Source organism: Clostridium estertheticum, assembly GCF_011065935.2.
GTDB classification, from domain to species: Bacteria; Bacillota; Clostridia; order Clostridiales; family Clostridiaceae; genus Clostridium_AD; species Clostridium_AD estertheticum_A.
The window spans coordinates 4,323,311-4,338,266 of sequence record NZ_JAAMNH020000001.1; the positions used below are offsets into that span (position 1 = coordinate 4,323,311).

Annotated in this window: 14 protein-coding genes; 8 read left to right on the forward strand and 6 right to left on the reverse strand. The window is 31.5% G+C overall.

All coding sequences use genetic code 11. From position 1 onward, the window contains the following. Positions 1-58: 58 nt before the first annotated feature. Entirely contained in the window at positions 59-217 is a 159-nt protein-coding gene (locus tag G9F72_RS20620) for a polynucleotide phosphorylase (RefSeq protein WP_164957702.1), read from the reverse strand. A 118-nt stretch (positions 218-335) separates the two neighbouring features. After that, positions 336-1,979 (reverse strand): hydroxylamine reductase, encoded by a 1,644-nt coding sequence (gene hcp / locus G9F72_RS20625; protein WP_164957701.1) that lies wholly within the window; start codon positions 1,977-1,979, stop codon positions 336-338. A 327-nt stretch (positions 1,980-2,306) separates the two neighbouring features. Between hcp and G9F72_RS20630 the strand changes: the two genes are divergently transcribed. Both G9F72_RS20630 and G9F72_RS20635 read left to right on the forward strand, forming a co-directional pair. Then, positions 2,307-2,843 carry an ECF transporter S component gene (locus tag G9F72_RS20630; protein ID WP_224676198.1) on the forward strand — a complete coding sequence of 179 codons (537 nt, stop codon included), beginning with the start codon at positions 2,307-2,309 and terminating at the stop codon, positions 2,841-2,843. A 250-nt stretch (positions 2,844-3,093) separates the two neighbouring features. Then, positions 3,094-4,701 carry a Na/Pi cotransporter family protein gene (locus G9F72_RS20635; RefSeq protein WP_164957700.1) on the forward strand — a complete coding sequence of 536 codons (1,608 nt, stop codon included), beginning with the start codon at positions 3,094-3,096 and terminating at the stop codon, positions 4,699-4,701. Positions 4,702-4,811: 110 nt separating this feature from the next. Here the strand turns inward: G9F72_RS20635 and G9F72_RS20640 are convergent, their stop codons facing one another. After that, the gene (locus G9F72_RS20640; RefSeq protein WP_164957699.1) at positions 4,812-5,543 is read right to left on the reverse strand and encodes a lysophospholipid acyltransferase family protein; all 732 of its coding nucleotides are present in this window, start codon (positions 5,541-5,543) and stop codon (positions 4,812-4,814) included. A 305-nt stretch (positions 5,544-5,848) separates the two neighbouring features. Here G9F72_RS20640 and G9F72_RS20645 point away from each other — a divergent pair, with 305 nt between their 5' ends. Continuing rightward, complete coding sequence (locus tag G9F72_RS20645; RefSeq protein ID WP_164957698.1) at positions 5,849-6,337, forward strand: YtxH domain-containing protein; 489 nt, start codon at positions 5,849-5,851, stop codon at positions 6,335-6,337. A 30-nt stretch (positions 6,338-6,367) separates the two neighbouring features. Beyond that, positions 6,368-6,709 (forward strand): hypothetical protein, encoded by a 342-nt coding sequence (locus G9F72_RS20650; protein WP_164957697.1) that lies wholly within the window; start codon positions 6,368-6,370, stop codon positions 6,707-6,709. 12 nt (positions 6,710-6,721) lie between these two features. Here the strand turns inward: G9F72_RS20650 and G9F72_RS20655 are convergent, their stop codons facing one another. The 3 genes from G9F72_RS20655 to G9F72_RS20665 form a co-directional block, all read right to left on the reverse strand. After that, positions 6,722-8,050, reverse strand: a complete 1,329-nt coding sequence (locus G9F72_RS20655) for a replication-associated recombination protein A (protein ID WP_164957696.1) — start codon at positions 8,048-8,050, stop codon at positions 6,722-6,724. 127 nt (positions 8,051-8,177) lie between these two features. After that, positions 8,178-9,263 (reverse strand): toxic anion resistance protein, encoded by a 1,086-nt coding sequence (locus G9F72_RS20660; protein ID WP_164957695.1) that lies wholly within the window; start codon positions 9,261-9,263, stop codon positions 8,178-8,180. 92 nt (positions 9,264-9,355) lie between these two features. Further along, complete coding sequence (locus G9F72_RS20665; protein ID WP_164957694.1) at positions 9,356-11,002, reverse strand: YceG family protein; 1,647 nt, start codon at positions 11,000-11,002, stop codon at positions 9,356-9,358. 423 nt (positions 11,003-11,425) lie between these two features. On the opposite strand from G9F72_RS20665, the gene rsxC reads away from it, so the two are divergent. From rsxC to rsxE, 4 genes are read left to right on the forward strand one after another with little or no spacing between them, the layout of a single operon-like run. Next, on the forward strand, positions 11,426-12,748 hold the full coding sequence (gene rsxC / locus G9F72_RS20670) for an electron transport complex subunit RsxC (RefSeq protein WP_164957693.1): 1,323 nt from the start codon (positions 11,426-11,428) through the stop codon (positions 12,746-12,748). Between the two features lie 15 nt (positions 12,749-12,763). After that, positions 12,764-13,684 (forward strand): RnfABCDGE type electron transport complex subunit D, encoded by a 921-nt coding sequence (locus tag G9F72_RS20675; RefSeq protein WP_164957692.1) that lies wholly within the window; start codon positions 12,764-12,766, stop codon positions 13,682-13,684. Further along, positions 13,685-14,251 (forward strand): RnfABCDGE type electron transport complex subunit G, encoded by a 567-nt coding sequence (locus tag G9F72_RS20680; protein ID WP_164957691.1) that lies wholly within the window; start codon positions 13,685-13,687, stop codon positions 14,249-14,251. Next, positions 14,251-14,943, forward strand: a complete 693-nt coding sequence (gene rsxE / locus G9F72_RS20685; protein ID WP_164957690.1) for an electron transport complex subunit RsxE — start codon at positions 14,251-14,253, stop codon at positions 14,941-14,943. Before G9F72_RS20680 ends, rsxE begins: the two co-directional genes overlap by 1 nt. The last annotated feature ends 13 nt before the right edge of the window (positions 14,944-14,956 follow it).

A 14,956-nucleotide genomic window follows, 5' to 3' on the forward strand; every position in this document is an offset into this window, starting at 1 on the left:
CACTTAAGTATATAAAATCACTAAATTTACTATACTACAAATAAAATCCTGACTTTTGTCAGGATTTTATAATATGCTTTTTCATGGCCATAAGATAATAATCACGCTGAAACTCATTATTAAAAGTTTTCTCTAGTTCTTTTAATTTTTCTGTTTCTCCTTGTGATAAATCAGCATAAGCTATACCATTAGAATCTTTTAAGTACTCTTTATCCATTAAAATCACCTCATGATTATTCTACCCTTAAAATCTATTCTTATGTAAAATTATTATGCCATGAAGTTAATTATAAATACAAGCACCCTAAACTTCTTTAGGGTGCTCCATTAAAATTCTAAGCCATAAACATTTTCATATCCTCTTCCACAGTTGAAATTCCAGCTATTCCAAAATTCTCAACTAACACATTAACAACATTTGGGGATAAAAATGCTGGCAATGTTGGTCCTAAGTGAATATTTTTAACGCCTAAGTGTAATAAGGCGAGTAGTACTATTACAGCTTTTTGCTCATACCATGCAATATTGTATGTTATTGGTAACTCATTGATATCAGATAGTCCAAATACTTCTTGAAGTTTCATTGCTATAACAACTAATGAATATGAGTCATTACATTGACCTGCATCTAGAACTCTAGGAATTCCACCAATATCTCCAAGTTCTAATTTATTGTATCTGTATTTTGCACATCCTGCAGTTAAAATAACCGTATCATTTGGTAATTCTTTTGCAAATTCAGTGTAGTATTCGCGACCTTTCATTCTTCCATCGCAACCAGCCATTACAAAGAACCTTTTGATTGCGCCTGTTTTAACAGCATCTACAACTTTATCAGCTAGTGCTAATACTTGATTATGAGCAAAACCTCCAACTATTTCTCCTCTTTCAATTTCAATTGGAGCACTACATTTTTTAGCATGCTCAATTATTGCTGAAAAATCTTTTGCATTTCCATCTATTCTATCTTCTATATGCTTCATACCATCAAATCCAGCTGCTCCAGTAGTATAAACTCTATCCTTATAAGAATCCTTTGGAGGAGTTATACAGTTTGTTGTCATTAGTATTGGTCCATTAAAGCTTTCAAACTCTGAATCTTGCTTCCACCATGCATTTCCGTAGTTACCTACAAGATGAGCATATTTTTTGAAAGCTGGGTAATAGTTTGCTGGTAACATCTCACTATGAGTATATACATCTACTCCTGTGCCTTCTGTTTGTTTTAATAGTTCTTCCATATCTTTTAAATCATGTCCACTAATTAATATAGCCGGGTTGTTTCGAACACCTATGTTAACCTTTGAAATTTCAGGATTTCCATAAGTAGTAGTGTTAGCTTCATCTAATAATGCCATAGCGTCTACTCCATACTTACCACACTCAAGTACTAATGCCACCAACTCATCAACAGATAGGTTATCATTAGTTGTTTGTGCCAATCCCTTTTGCATATATGCATATATATCGTTATTTTCATACCCTAAATTATATCCGTGCTCAGTATATGCCGCTATTCCCTTAATACCATATATTACTAATTCTCTTAGTGATCTTACATCTTCATTTTCTGTTTTAAGTACTCCCACATTCATAGATTTACTTTCAAACTCTGAGGCACTACCTGTCCATGTTGCACATTCAGGTAAATTTCCATCTATTGCTCCACCAGCATTTAATAGTTCACCTTTAATTACTTCACGTAATTCTAATGCTTTTGTTATTGTTTGTATAAATCTACTTTTATCAAAATTTGCATTTGTTATAGTCATGAATAATCCGTTTGCTACAAATTTATTTACTTCTTCATTTTCTATCCCTAGTTTCCTTGCTCTTGTGCTGTAGATTGAGATTCCTTTTAAAACATAAATTAACAGATCCTGCATATTAGCTAGATCATCTGTTTTACCACAAACTCCTCGAGTTGTACAACCTGTTCCCTTTGAAGCTTCTTGACATTGATAACAAAACATACCCATTTTAAATTCCTCCTGTTATTTTTCTGGAATGACAACAATTTTGTATAATTGTCTTCCATATATTTTAAATTTATTGTTTTGAATAATTAATACTGATATAAACAATTTGATACTTATTTTTGAACTATCTTCAGTATACTTTTATACAGATATAAAGTCGGTAACAAATGTTACATAATAAAAGTTTTTTTCTTATACATTTCGCCTGTACACATAAAAAAACTCAGCATGATTAGGAGTATATCTCCATTAAACCTTAACATTGAAATTTTTGTATTAATATGGTATTATTACTATGTATGAATAATAAGAATAGGAGTAAATATTGTGAAAAATTTAAATATTAATAAACTAGTAAAAGCTAGTCTCTTCCTTGCCTTAGCTATAGTTTTTCAGGTTATAGGAAAAACTGCACCTCAAATAAGCCAATTTTTTGTTGGGCCAGCCATTAATGCAATACTTATACTTACAGCTGCAATTTGTGGAGGTGTTTATGGAGTATTTGTAGGCTGCTTAACTCCACTGCTAGCTTGGTTAACTGGACAACTCCCTAGCGCTTTTGGCCCTTTTATCCCCTTTATAATGATTGGTAACATACTATTTGTTCTTTGTTTTGTACTTGTGTGGAAACGAGGTAAATATGGCAAATACTTAGGAATTATACTTGGCGCTTTTATAAAATATATATTTTTATCAGTTTCTGCATCAAAGCTTATCCCCTTGTTCAAGCTAAATATACCTGTAAAAATGGCGAATATGCTAGTTATTTCTATGGGTATACCTCAACTTATAACTGCACTCATTGGAGGAGCTTTTGCATTAATACTAATTGAAATTTTAAGAAAGAGAAAAGTCTATATGTAGGCCTTTCTCTTTTTTCTTAGGGGGACGGTTAACAACTAATTACATTTTTCATTAATTAGTTGTTAACCGTCCTCACTCTCTTTCCCATTTATAATTAACCCAATCTTAACATTCCGTAATCTTTCTTAAAAAATTGTTTAAAATCATAAAACAATTAACATAAATAGTTAAAACTTAACACTAACTTAACATTGTTATGATAAAATTTCATAGAAACGCAGGAAATATTCTTTTTAAAAGGAGAGTTAATATGGATTATAAGATGATTTTTCAACTTTTGGGTGGTTTAGGACTATTTGTATATGGGATGAAGCTTATGGGGGATGGTCTACAGAAGGCCGCAGGAGAAAAATTAAAAAGAATGCTGGAAATTCTAACTAGCAACAAGTTTTTCGCCGTACTTGTCGGTGCAGGGGTTACTGCAATTATTCAAAGTAGTAGTGCAACTACAGTAATGACTGTAGGTTTTGTAAATGCAGGACTTATGAATTTATTTCAAGCTGCTGGGGTTATTATGGGAGCAAACATAGGTACTACAATGACCGCTCAACTTATAGCCTTTAAACTTACAGATATAGCACCATTTATTCTTGCTATAGGTGCCGTTTTAGTTATGTTTAGCAAGAAGAAAAAAACTAGAGATATTGGTGAAATCGTTCTAGGTTTTGGTATATTATTTGTAGGTATGTCTATGATGGAAACTTCTATGAGACCTTTAAGTCAACTAGATAGCTTTAAAAACCTTATTGTGGTACTCGGAAAATATCCACTCATGGGAGTTCTTGTTGGTCTTGGTATGACAGCAACAGTTCAAAGTAGTAGTGCTACTATTGGAATATTAATGGCACTTGCTGCAAATAGCAGTATTTCCCTTGGTGTTGCACTTCCTATTCTATTTGGAGATAATATTGGAACATGTGCTACTGCGCTACTCGCAAGTATAGGAACAACTAAAAATGCTAAGAGAGCTGCACTTATACATTTAATCTTTAACACCACAGGAACAATATTGTTTATGCTAGCTTTCAAACCAGTGTTAAAAATTGTTCCAATGTTTGGTGGAGATATTCAAAGGCAAATTGCCAACGCACACACATTGTTCAATGTAACAAATGTATGTATTCAAATTTGGTTTATAAATGTTTTAGTTAAGATTGTTAATAAATTAGTTCCAGGAGAGGATGAAAAATCATCTGCTCTAGTACTCGAATACTTAGATGTAAGACTCCTGGAAACTCCTGCAATTGCTGTTGGACAAGTTATTAAGGAAATTAGTAGAATGGGAAAACTCGCCTCTGAAAATCTTTCTAATGCAATGCAAGCTTTTTTAAATTCTGATGAAAATTTGATGAGCTCAGTTATTGAGCACGAGGTAACCATAAATTATCTTGAAAGAGAAATAACTGGTTATATGGTATCTCTTTCAAATACTCCTCTATCAGAACATCAATCTGAAATCATTACTTCATTATATCATGTAGTAAATGATATAGAGAGAATTGGGGATCATGCTGATAACTTAGGTGAACTTGCTAAACTAAAGATGGATAGTAACCTCTCTTTTTCAGAAAAAGCAATATCTGATCTTGCACATATGTTTGAAACTGTAAAATATTGTGTTGATAATTCCATAATAGCTTTAGAAAATTCTGATGTGCAAGCTGCCCGCAAAGCCATGGATGTAGAAGAGAATATAGATGACATGGAAAAACAACTTAAAAATGATCATATAGCTAGATTAAATAACTTTGAGTGCACCCCAGCTGGTGGCTCAGTATACCTAGAGTTGTTAACAAATCTAGAAAGAGTCGGAGACCATTCAAATAATATTGCACAAATGGTTATTAATTCTAAATAAATTTTCAAAAAAAAAGATTAGGGCATAGTGTAAAACTAAACCCTAGTCTTTTTTTATGTTTGCGATTTATCAATTCTTTTATTTTTTAAGTACTATTATTGTTAACTACTCTAAGATATTTGTTTGGCCTTACATATATTACTTAATTCCACTTCTATTATATTTTGTACATATTCTGCTAAACCCTGTTCCTGCTCTTTACTTAAGCCATACAAATAAATAGGTTTATGTATAACCATATTTATTTTGTTTCCCATAACTTTTCTGCCTACTTCTAATACATTATAACTTCCATCTATTGTTATTGGCACTATGCACGCTCTAGACTTTGTTGCCAGTTTCATACTCCCTTTTTTAAATGAATTCATTTTAGATTTTAGACTTCTTGTACCTTCCGGAAAAATCAACATAGAATACCCTTGGTTTATCTTTTCCACACCTTCTTGAATAGTTTTAATTGATTCTCTAGGACTTTGCCTATTTATATAAATTGATCCTATTGATTTTAACCAACTGCTAACCAATGGTATCTTTTTTATTTCTTTCTTAGCCACAAACCCAAAAGGTTTATCAATATAAGCAAGTAATGCAAATCCATCAAAAATAGCTTGATGATTTGCTATAAAAACACAATTCTCCACTGGTATATTTTCAGTACCACTGACTTTCACACTAGTCTTAGTTACCCTCAAAACATATTTTGAAATTTTTTGTGCTGCTCTAAAGGCAAGTATTTCAGACTCTTTAGGTGATTTTTTTTGTATGTATTTTATTTTAATTAAGTTAAGAGATGAAATACACAAATATATCGAAAAATATAAATACCATAATAATTTTATCATAAATTTCCCCCCATGGTAATTTCTTTAACTATCAGCACATTCTACGGGCGTTACACTTCTAAAAATAACTAATATACCTACTAGCTTTTTAAAAAGACCACTTATATGCAAATATACCTTATGATTTTATCAAACATCACAAAAAATTGATATGATTTTGTAATAATTTATACTCAACAGAGTATTTCTTTTTACATTTATGTTACATTTTTGTTACATTTTTCTCTATTCATTGACAAAAACTACACAAAGTATATGATTGTAGTATATTATAAGATTTTTCATCTTTAAAGGAGGCAACATTTATGATACTTACAAAATGGTATGAAAAAAGAAAAAAAGAAAAACAAAGAAAATTAAAAATTCAAACTGCAAAAAAAATACTTATTGGAACCGCAGCAGGAAGTGTCAGTGGATTACTCGGTGGTTTACTTTTTTCTCCTAAATCTGGTAAAGAAACTAGAAAAGATATTGCTAACTCATCAAAAGAGATTACAAACAATATTAAAGAAAAAACCATAGAACTTAAAGAAAACATTAACGATAATGTAACAGATGCTAAAGTTAAAATCAAACAAAAAAGTGCGGACCTTAAGGAAGCATTAAACAATAAAGTTTCAGATGCTAAAGATAATGTAATAGATGCTAAAGTTAAAGTTTCTCAATATTTGAATGAAAAAAAGACTTCAAAAGCAATTTTTGAAACAGTGGATGCTGTGGCTGAAACAGCTAATGAAGCAGTAGATAATATTTTAGGACAAACCGAATCAATTGAAAAAGACAGTAAAAAATAACCAAAATTTATAAGAATAGTGGTGCTATTAATGTATGTAAATTTTTTTAAATTAGGACAAGGTATATTAATTTTTCTTGGTATAGTCATTTTAATTATACTGATAGTAGGTTTGTTAAAACTCATTAAAACTATATCAAGTGTAAATTCAATCATCAAAAAGAATGAAGATAGTATTGATGAAATACTAGAATTTCTACCAAAAACCTTTAAAAACTTATATGAAGTAACTGACAATATAAAAGATGTTACTGAGGTAGTAGTTCAGACAACTGCCACCGCTCTTGGAGCAACAGAATCTATTGAAAAATATTTAGTATATATAGTAGATATTTTAACTATCATAAAAAAGATATTTTCAAATAAAAAGTAGGAGATTTACTTCCTACTTTTTATCTTTATTCTTCAATATCTTAAGTCGCTCTTTAATTTTTTTCTCATATCCATTATCAAAAGCTTCATAGTATAATGTACCAACTAGTTCCTCAGGCAAATATTGCTGCTTCACATAATTTCCTTCATAGTCATGAGGATACATGTATCCTAACCCATGACCTAATTTCTTTGCCCCACTATAACTTTGATCCCTTAAATGAGCGGGTATCCCACCTATGTTTTTTTCTTCTACATCTTTAAGTGCTTTATTAATTGCCATATACGATGCATTGCTCTTAGGAGCGCATGCGATATAAATTGCAGCTTGAGATAAAATAATTCTTGCTTCAGGCATCCCCACAAACTGAACAGCCTGAGCTGCATTATTTGCTACCAGTAGTGCAATAGGATCTGCATTTCCCACATCCTCAGCTGCAGCTATTACAATTCTCCTAGCAATGAATTTAGGATCCTCACCGGCATATATCATCCTAGCTAAGTAATGAATCGCAGCATCAGGATCAGAACCTCTCATGCTTTTAATAAAAGCAGAAATCACATCGTAATGTTCGTCTCTATTTTTATCATATTTAATATGTTTTTTTTGCAGACATTCCACTACAACCTCAAGGGTTATGTTTATTTTGCCTAGCTCATCTCTATCTGTAGTGAGTACTGACAACTCCAAGGCATTAAGGGCGCGCCTTGCATCACCATTTGCCATATTTGCAAGATAATCTATAGCTTCGCTATCCATACAAATATTAGTATTTCCAAAACCCACTTTTTTGTCCTCTATTCCACGTATAATAATGTTTTTAATATGTTTTTCTTCCAAGGGCTCCAGTTTAAATAGCATAGACCTAGAAATTAATGCATTATTAACTTCGAAATATGGGTTTTCTGTGGTTGCCCCAATTAATACTATTGTACCCTTCTCAACATATGGTAATAATGCATCCTGTTGAGCTTTATTAAATCTATGAATTTCATCTATAAATAAGATGGTTTTAATGTCATACATTCCCAAATCATTCTTTGCCTTTGCCACCACTTCTCTTAATTCCTTTAGCCCATCTGTAACCGCATTAAGTCTAACAAAATTAGATTTTGTTGTATTTGCAATAACTTTAGCCAAGCTAGTTTTGCCTGTACCTGGTGGACCATAAAGTATTAATGAAGTTATTTTATCAGCTTTAATTGCTCTCCATAAAAGCTTTCCCTTGCCTAAAATATGCTCTTGCCCTACGTAATCTTCTAACTTTTCTGGTTTTAATCTTTCAGAAAGTGGCGCATCTTTTAGTAAGTTTTTTTCCGCTTGTAATTCAAATATATCCATATAATCACCTCTTAGGAACATTCAAATAAATAACAAGTCAATATGTTAGACTATTGACTTGTTATTTGTTTTCATGAGTCTAAACCCTTTATTTTGTTTCCTAACTGCATTATAATTCATAAAACTATTATTTTAGTGATTTTTGCTTTAGTTTTTCTGTCATCTCATGTAGTTTGACTATTCCAGCTTCTCTCAGTCTCTTGTTTTCATCTTCAATGGATTTTGTTTCTTCGATACCTTGCATAATTGTATTCCAAGTTTTCTCTAGAGTTTCAATTTTTACACTTGTGCCTCCAGCGAGTTTTGCTATGTCTACACTTTGACTTCTTATGTTTTCAGCATTTTTCATTAATAACTCGTTAGTAGTTCTATCAAGTTCAGCTAGTGAATCTGCTACTAGCTTTTGTTTTTTTAGTGCAATAGCTTGAATTATTCCATTTTTAAATACAGGTATAGTTATTATAAAAGCAGAATGTACTTTAGATATCAACTTATAATTTCCTCTTTGAATCATTTTAATCTGAGGAGCAGTTTGTAATGATACCATTTTAGCCATTTCCAAATCATAGATTCTCTGTTTTAACATTTCAAGAGTAGCTTTAAAATTTTCGTAATTAATTACATTTATTTGTTCTCCATTAGTTGCTAGGGACTCAAGTTTAGGAAGCTCTCCACTTTCACTTTTTTCAACAATCATATTTCCTGCAGCAATGTATTTTTCTAATTCTCCGTAATACTCAAAATTTTGATTATATAGGTTTTCAAGCATTAAGTTAGAGTTGTTTATCTCCACCTTATATCCACTAAGTTGAGTATAAATTTTATCTATTTCTCCTCCAATGGTTTTATACTTACCCATCATTTTATCTATAGCCTTAGCTGGTTTACTAAACAACTTTCCGAGGAAACTAGTTTTGCTTTCTTCAAAATCTTGTTTGTCAAACTTTTTCATTATACTTGTAAGTTCCTTTATCATAACACCTGAATCTTCAACACTACTGGTTTTAATAGAGTTTAATATTTGATCTGCAAATTTGGATATTTGCTGTGCTGGTTCATTTCCAAATTCTAATATGGCATTTGCATCTTTAATATTTAAATTTGATGCAATTTGCATCACCTGTGGTGAGACTTTAAGTTGATTGTTTATGCTAATAGCCTTTTTTTCTATATCCTCTTCTTTTATTATAAGTACTCCATTATTGTTTTCCATGTTTATCACTCCTCTTATCTATTTTCCTGATTTATTTTCAGATCTTTATACCCTAGCATAAAAATCAAAATTCACTATCAACTATTCAAGTATTAGTTGTGGAAAAAATTCTCGAAAAAACTTTTTTTCTTTTCAACATGTTTTTTAAAGTGTAGTTCAAAGCTTACATTCTCTAATCTGTGAATATCATATTGCTGTGGATAAATAAAGTTCTCTATGTCGTTGTATCCTGATGGATTATATATGATTATATCTATTCCCATAGAATTCATAAAGGTAAGCATTATACAATCTTCAAAGGATAAATTACCATTTTCCTCATTATTATAAACTATAATTTTAGGAACTTCTTCTGGGTAATCATAGGCTTGCAATAATTCAAGTACCGCTGTATCTAGATTTATAAGCACAGAAAAAATATCCACTTGTAAATCCCTTAAATCTTCCTGTTCAACATTTATTATTACAGGACTTAAGCATAGTTCTTTAATTTTCTGGGCCATATTTTTTTGAAGTCCGAGTCTTAACTCCTTATATTTCCACCACGACGAATTCATCATTTCCTCTATATTAAATTCTGAAAAGGCATTATTAGGATATATCAGATTAAACTTCCCATATTCCAAATGAACTACATCCATTATAGGCAGCTCATTATAAAACTTTGTATATTTTTGAGTCACTACATCATTAATTTCTTTCCAATAAATTTCAATATCCTCATGAGTGCCACAAACTTTAGAAAACATATTGGGTATAACTACAGTTGAGTCTTTAACGCTCCAGCCTTCTCTAATATATGCTTTTTCCTTCATCCATATATATATTTCTTCATAGGTAGTATTAAGTGTTACTGCCTGCAGATTATAATCCGCAAATTGCCAAGGTCTGTAAAATCCAGAATCATCTGTAAACAGTGTTTTATTAAGCTCTTCCTTAGCATTATATGCACTGGTCTTAATCCTCTCTTCTATACCAGTAGGAAAAGATTTTATTTCCCCTTTATAATTATAAACAATTTCCATAGAAAAGGCATTGAATTTATCGATTTCTTCAAAGGTTCCAGCATCTTTAGGATTAAAGTATAAAATATCACAACCCAAGGTTGATAGTAATATCAAATAGAAAACCTCTGCTTTTGTAATGTCCCCATAAAATATCACTTTAGGATTAATATTAATATAGTCAAACTTTTGGAATAGACCTTTGGAATAAATTTTTATCCAATGAATCATATAATTTATAATAAGTTTAATATTCTGATTGTCTATTGCTTGATTACTCTTAATATAATATTCTAAGAGTCCTTTCAAATTATTTTTAATTTGTTGAAGTAAAACTTTGTTAGGTAAATCCGGAAAAAGCCCATTATCACTTATTAAATTTATAATTGTGGGTACATCTATAATTTCAGTTTGAAATGCCTTTGCCCAAATATCATTCAATACATTTTGCAAAGTTATGTTAATGTCTTTATCCAATCCATCGCTAAATCGCATATAACCGGGTCCTATTTTCTTTAGTTCTTTGTCTAATTTATATAGGTTCTCATAGTAATCAATTTCATTTGTTTTTATACCTATAAACCTATAAAAATAACAGGGAATATTTACAACATTAGAATTATATTGAAATTTGCTTCTTTTACAAATTTCTGTTTTTAAACTACTTATAATATCTTCTTTAATTTCTAAATTAATGCTATGAATCTCTAAATTATTTAAACTATTCTTTTCCATATTCACCTTACCTTTTCAATTGTTTATTCTCGTAAATATAGTTCTTTTATCTATATATAAGTATACCATATTAAACCCATGTTGTTCATTATAATATATTGAAAAAATTCCATTTTAATATATTATAATTAGAATTTTTTGAATAATCTGACTATATTTTATAGGTTTTTTTTCTGAAAAAGCATTCTTTTATACTCATAAATGGTGTAATATATATATAGTATAGTGCATTTTATATGCACATTAATAATAAAATAATATCATTTTTACATTATTTGATATTATTTTGTTATGTAATCATCATTTTAACTAAAAATCAGTAGAATGTAACTATCAATTTATTATTGTTATCTACCCTAGAACCACTAATGTAGTAACAACTAATAATTGCTAGGTCCAAAGAGAACTACAAGGAGGTTTATTATGGGACTTTTGACTTTCAAAAAAGGTATTCACCCTAGTGACAAAAAAGACTTAAGTAAGGACAAAGCAATTCAAAATTTGCTTCCAAAGGGCAACTTAGTGTTTCCTATGCAACAACATATAGGAGCGCCTTGCGATCCACTAGTAAAAAAAGGTGATAGAGTATTAGCCGGACAAAAAATAGGTGAATCCAAAGCTTTTGTATCTGCACCAATATATTCAAGCATATCCGGAACAGTATTAGATGTAGCCCCTAGATTACATAGTAATGGAACCATGGTGACGTCCATTATTGTAGAAAACGATAACATGTACGAAGAGGTATTTACCCTGACTCCACATAGTGATTATGAAAAGCTATCTAAAAATGAGCTATTGGCTATTATTAAAGAAGCTGGAATAGTGGGTATGGGTGGAGCCGGATTTCCAACACATATTAAGCTTAATCCGCCGGAAGGTAAAATCATCGACAGCATTATAGTAAACGCTGCTGAATGTGAACCCTACTTAACCTGTGATTACAGAATGCTTCTGGAAAAAACAGATGAGATTGCTGAGGGCTTAAAAATTATTCTTCAAATGTTTCCTGGTGTAAAAGGTTATCTTGCAATAGAAACTAATAAACCTGATGCAATTGAGGCAATGAAAAAAGCTTTAGCAAATGTTGATAACGTTGAAGTTACTTCAATGCTTACAAAATATCCTCAAGGAGCAGAAAAACAATTGATTTATGCAATTACTGGTAGAGAATTATCTTCTGGAAAGCTTCCTGCAGATGTTTCCTGCATAGTTCAAAATGTTGATACTGTGTTTGAGATTTACAACGCTGTAGTAAAGGGCAAACCCCTTACAGAGCGAGTTCTAACTGTAACTGGAGAAGCAATTAAAGAGCCTTTGAATTTAAGAGTTAAATTTGGAACTTCTATAAGTGAAGTTATCGATGCTGCTGGCGGATTCAAAGAGGACCCTGTTAAAGTACTTTCAGGTGGCCCTATGATGGGAACAGCCTTAAGTTCTCTAGACGTTCCTGTAATAAAAGGAACCTCTGGCATACTTTGTTTAACAAAAAATCAAGCTAAATTAGAAGAGGAATCCAGTTGTATAAGATGTGGAAAATGCATGAGTGTTTGTCCTATGTTTTTAAACCCTACAAAACTTAACTCTTTAGTTTTAAGAGGTGAATATGAAGAGTTTGAAAAATTACATGGTATGGATTGTATCGAGTGTGCTTGCTGCTCATATGTATGTCCAGCTAAACGTCATTTAACTCAAACCTGCCGCGAAGGCAAACGAACAATAAATATTAATAGAAGAAAAAAATAGATAGAGGTGACTTATATGTATACAGTATCTTCATCCCCACACATAAAATCAAATGATTCAGTGCAGGGTATAATGAGAGACGTAATAATAGCATTAATACCTGCTACCTTTGCCGGAATATATTTCTTTGGAATGAAAGCATTTTTAGTTACATTAGTATCAGTGCTATCATGTATTGCAGCAGAAGCGCTATGGCAAAAACTTACTCACAGAAAAATTACAATAGGAGACCTTAGTGCTGTTGTAACTGGTTTATTAATTGCTTTTAACTTGCCTGCTGCTGTTCCACTTTGGCTTCCTGCAATTGGAGGGTTTTTCGCAATAATTATTGTAAAACAATTCTTTGGTGGTATAGGACAAAATATAATGAATCCAGCTTTGGCTGCTAGAGCATTCTTACTTGCTTCATGGCCAGTTCACATGACTAATTTTACCCTTGATGGTATTTCTACTGCTACACCCCTTGCAATACTTAAAACTGGTGGTAGCCAATTGCCTAGCCTAATGAATGTTTTTATTGGTAATGTAGGTGGTTGTATTGGTGAAACTTCTGTAATTGCATTATTAATTGGTGCTGCTTATCTACTATATAAAAAAGTTATAAGCTTGCATACACCAGTTGCATATATCGGTAGTGTATTTATTTTAACACTTATACTCGGCAGAAATGGCTTAATGACTGGAAATGCTATATATGAAATTTGTGCTGGCGGATTAGTGCTTGGTGCTTTCTTTATGGCAACAGATTATACAACCTCACCAATGACAAAAAAAGGACAAGTTATATTTGGAATTGGATGTGGACTTTTAACAACAATAATTCGTTTATATGGTGGTTATGCTGAAGGCGTATCCTATTCTATATTAATAATGAGCTTATTTGTTCCATTCATTGATAAGTTTACTGCTCCACGTATTTTTGGGGAGGTGAAATAATTGAAAGAGAATATAAAATTAGGTTTAATTTTACTTTTAATTACTGGAATTGCTGGATTCTTACTAGGTGGTGCCTATGAAATAACTAAAGCACCTATAGCTGCATCCATTGAAGCTGATAAACAAGCTGCTATGAAAGCAATATTACCCACTGCTGATAAGTTTGAAAAGGCAGATGTAAAAATCACTGATAAAGTTTCTGAGGTTAATGCTGGTATGAAGGGTACTGAAATAGCTGGATATGCTATTAAAGTTGCTCCAAAAGGATATGGCGGCCCAGTAGAAATCATGGTTGGAATATCAACTGACGGAAAAGTTTCTGGAATTAAAATTTTATCTCACACTGAAACTCCTGGTCTTGGTGCTAATGCTCCAGAGCCTAAATTTTCAGATCAGTATAAAAATAAACCTACAAAAGGCAAATTAGAAGTTGTAAAAACAGTTCCTTCAAAAGACAATCAAATACAAGCTCTTACAGGCGCCACTATTACATCGAAAGCTGTAACCCTTGGTGTTAATGAAGCCATTGATTTTTACAATTCTTCATTGAAAGGAGCTAAAAAATAATGGGTAAACTTCTTGAAAGATTAAAAAACGGTATATTAACGGAAAATCCACTATTTGTACAAGTTCTAGCTACTTGCCCTACCCTAGCTGTTACTACCAGTATACAAAATGGTATAGGTATGGGACTTGCATCTACAGCGGTGCTTATTGGTTCTAATCTTTTTATATCGGTATTAAGAAAAATAATCCCTGAAAAGGTTCGTATACCAGCTTATATTACAATAATAGCTGCTTTTGTTACATTAATACAGTTTTTATTGCAAGGATTTGTACCTTCTCTATATAAGTCACTGGGAATTTTCATTCCACTTATAGTTGTAAACTGTGTAATTCTTGGAAGAGCTGAAGCCTATGCTTCTAAAAATAAAGTACTTCCTTCAGTTTATGATGCTATCGGAATGGGACTTGGATTTACTGTAGCATTAGTAATCCTTGCATCAATTAGAGAATTACTAGGAGCTGGTTCACTATTTGGATTTAAAATATTTGGAAACTCCTTTGAGCCTGCTATAATTATGATTTTAGCACCTGGAGCTTTTATTACTCTAGGGATTATAATGGCCTTATTAAATCAAAAGGCAATCAATGAAACAAATCAAGTTAATAATAAAATTGCACATTTTCATGAGATTGATCCAGTAACTGGTGAATGTACTGGATGCGGTTCATGTGCTCACAGTTGCAAAAAATAACATTTAATTTTTT

What these genes read in the sequence shown, in the direction of transcription:
- G9F72_RS20620 (WP_164957702.1), bottom strand. Translation starts at nt 217, where the DNA reads ATGGATAAAGAGTACTTAAAAGATTCTAATGGTATAGCTTATGCTGAT.
- hcp (WP_164957701.1), bottom strand. Translation starts at nt 1,979, where the DNA reads ATGGGTATGTTTTGTTATCAATGTCAAGAAGCTTCAAAGGGAACAGGT.
- G9F72_RS20635 (WP_164957700.1), top strand. Translation starts at nt 3,094, where the DNA reads ATGGATTATAAGATGATTTTTCAACTTTTGGGTGGTTTAGGACTATTT.
- G9F72_RS20640 (WP_164957699.1), bottom strand. Translation starts at nt 5,543, where the DNA reads ATGATAAAATTATTATGGTATTTATATTTTTCGATATATTTGTGTATT.
- G9F72_RS20645 (WP_164957698.1), top strand. Translation starts at nt 5,849, where the DNA reads ATGATACTTACAAAATGGTATGAAAAAAGAAAAAAAGAAAAACAAAGA.
- G9F72_RS20650 (WP_164957697.1), top strand. Translation starts at nt 6,368, where the DNA reads ATGTATGTAAATTTTTTTAAATTAGGACAAGGTATATTAATTTTTCTT.
- G9F72_RS20655 (WP_164957696.1), bottom strand. Translation starts at nt 8,050, where the DNA reads ATGGATATATTTGAATTACAAGCGGAAAAAAACTTACTAAAAGATGCG.
- G9F72_RS20660 (WP_164957695.1), bottom strand. Translation starts at nt 9,263, where the DNA reads ATGGAAAACAATAATGGAGTACTTATAATAAAAGAAGAGGATATAGAA.
- G9F72_RS20665 (WP_164957694.1), bottom strand. Translation starts at nt 11,002, where the DNA reads ATGGAAAAGAATAGTTTAAATAATTTAGAGATTCATAGCATTAATTTA.
- rsxC (WP_164957693.1), top strand. Translation starts at nt 11,426, where the DNA reads ATGGGACTTTTGACTTTCAAAAAAGGTATTCACCCTAGTGACAAAAAA.
- G9F72_RS20675 (WP_164957692.1), top strand. Translation starts at nt 12,764, where the DNA reads ATGTATACAGTATCTTCATCCCCACACATAAAATCAAATGATTCAGTG.
- rsxE (WP_164957690.1), top strand. Translation starts at nt 14,251, where the DNA reads ATGGGTAAACTTCTTGAAAGATTAAAAAACGGTATATTAACGGAAAAT.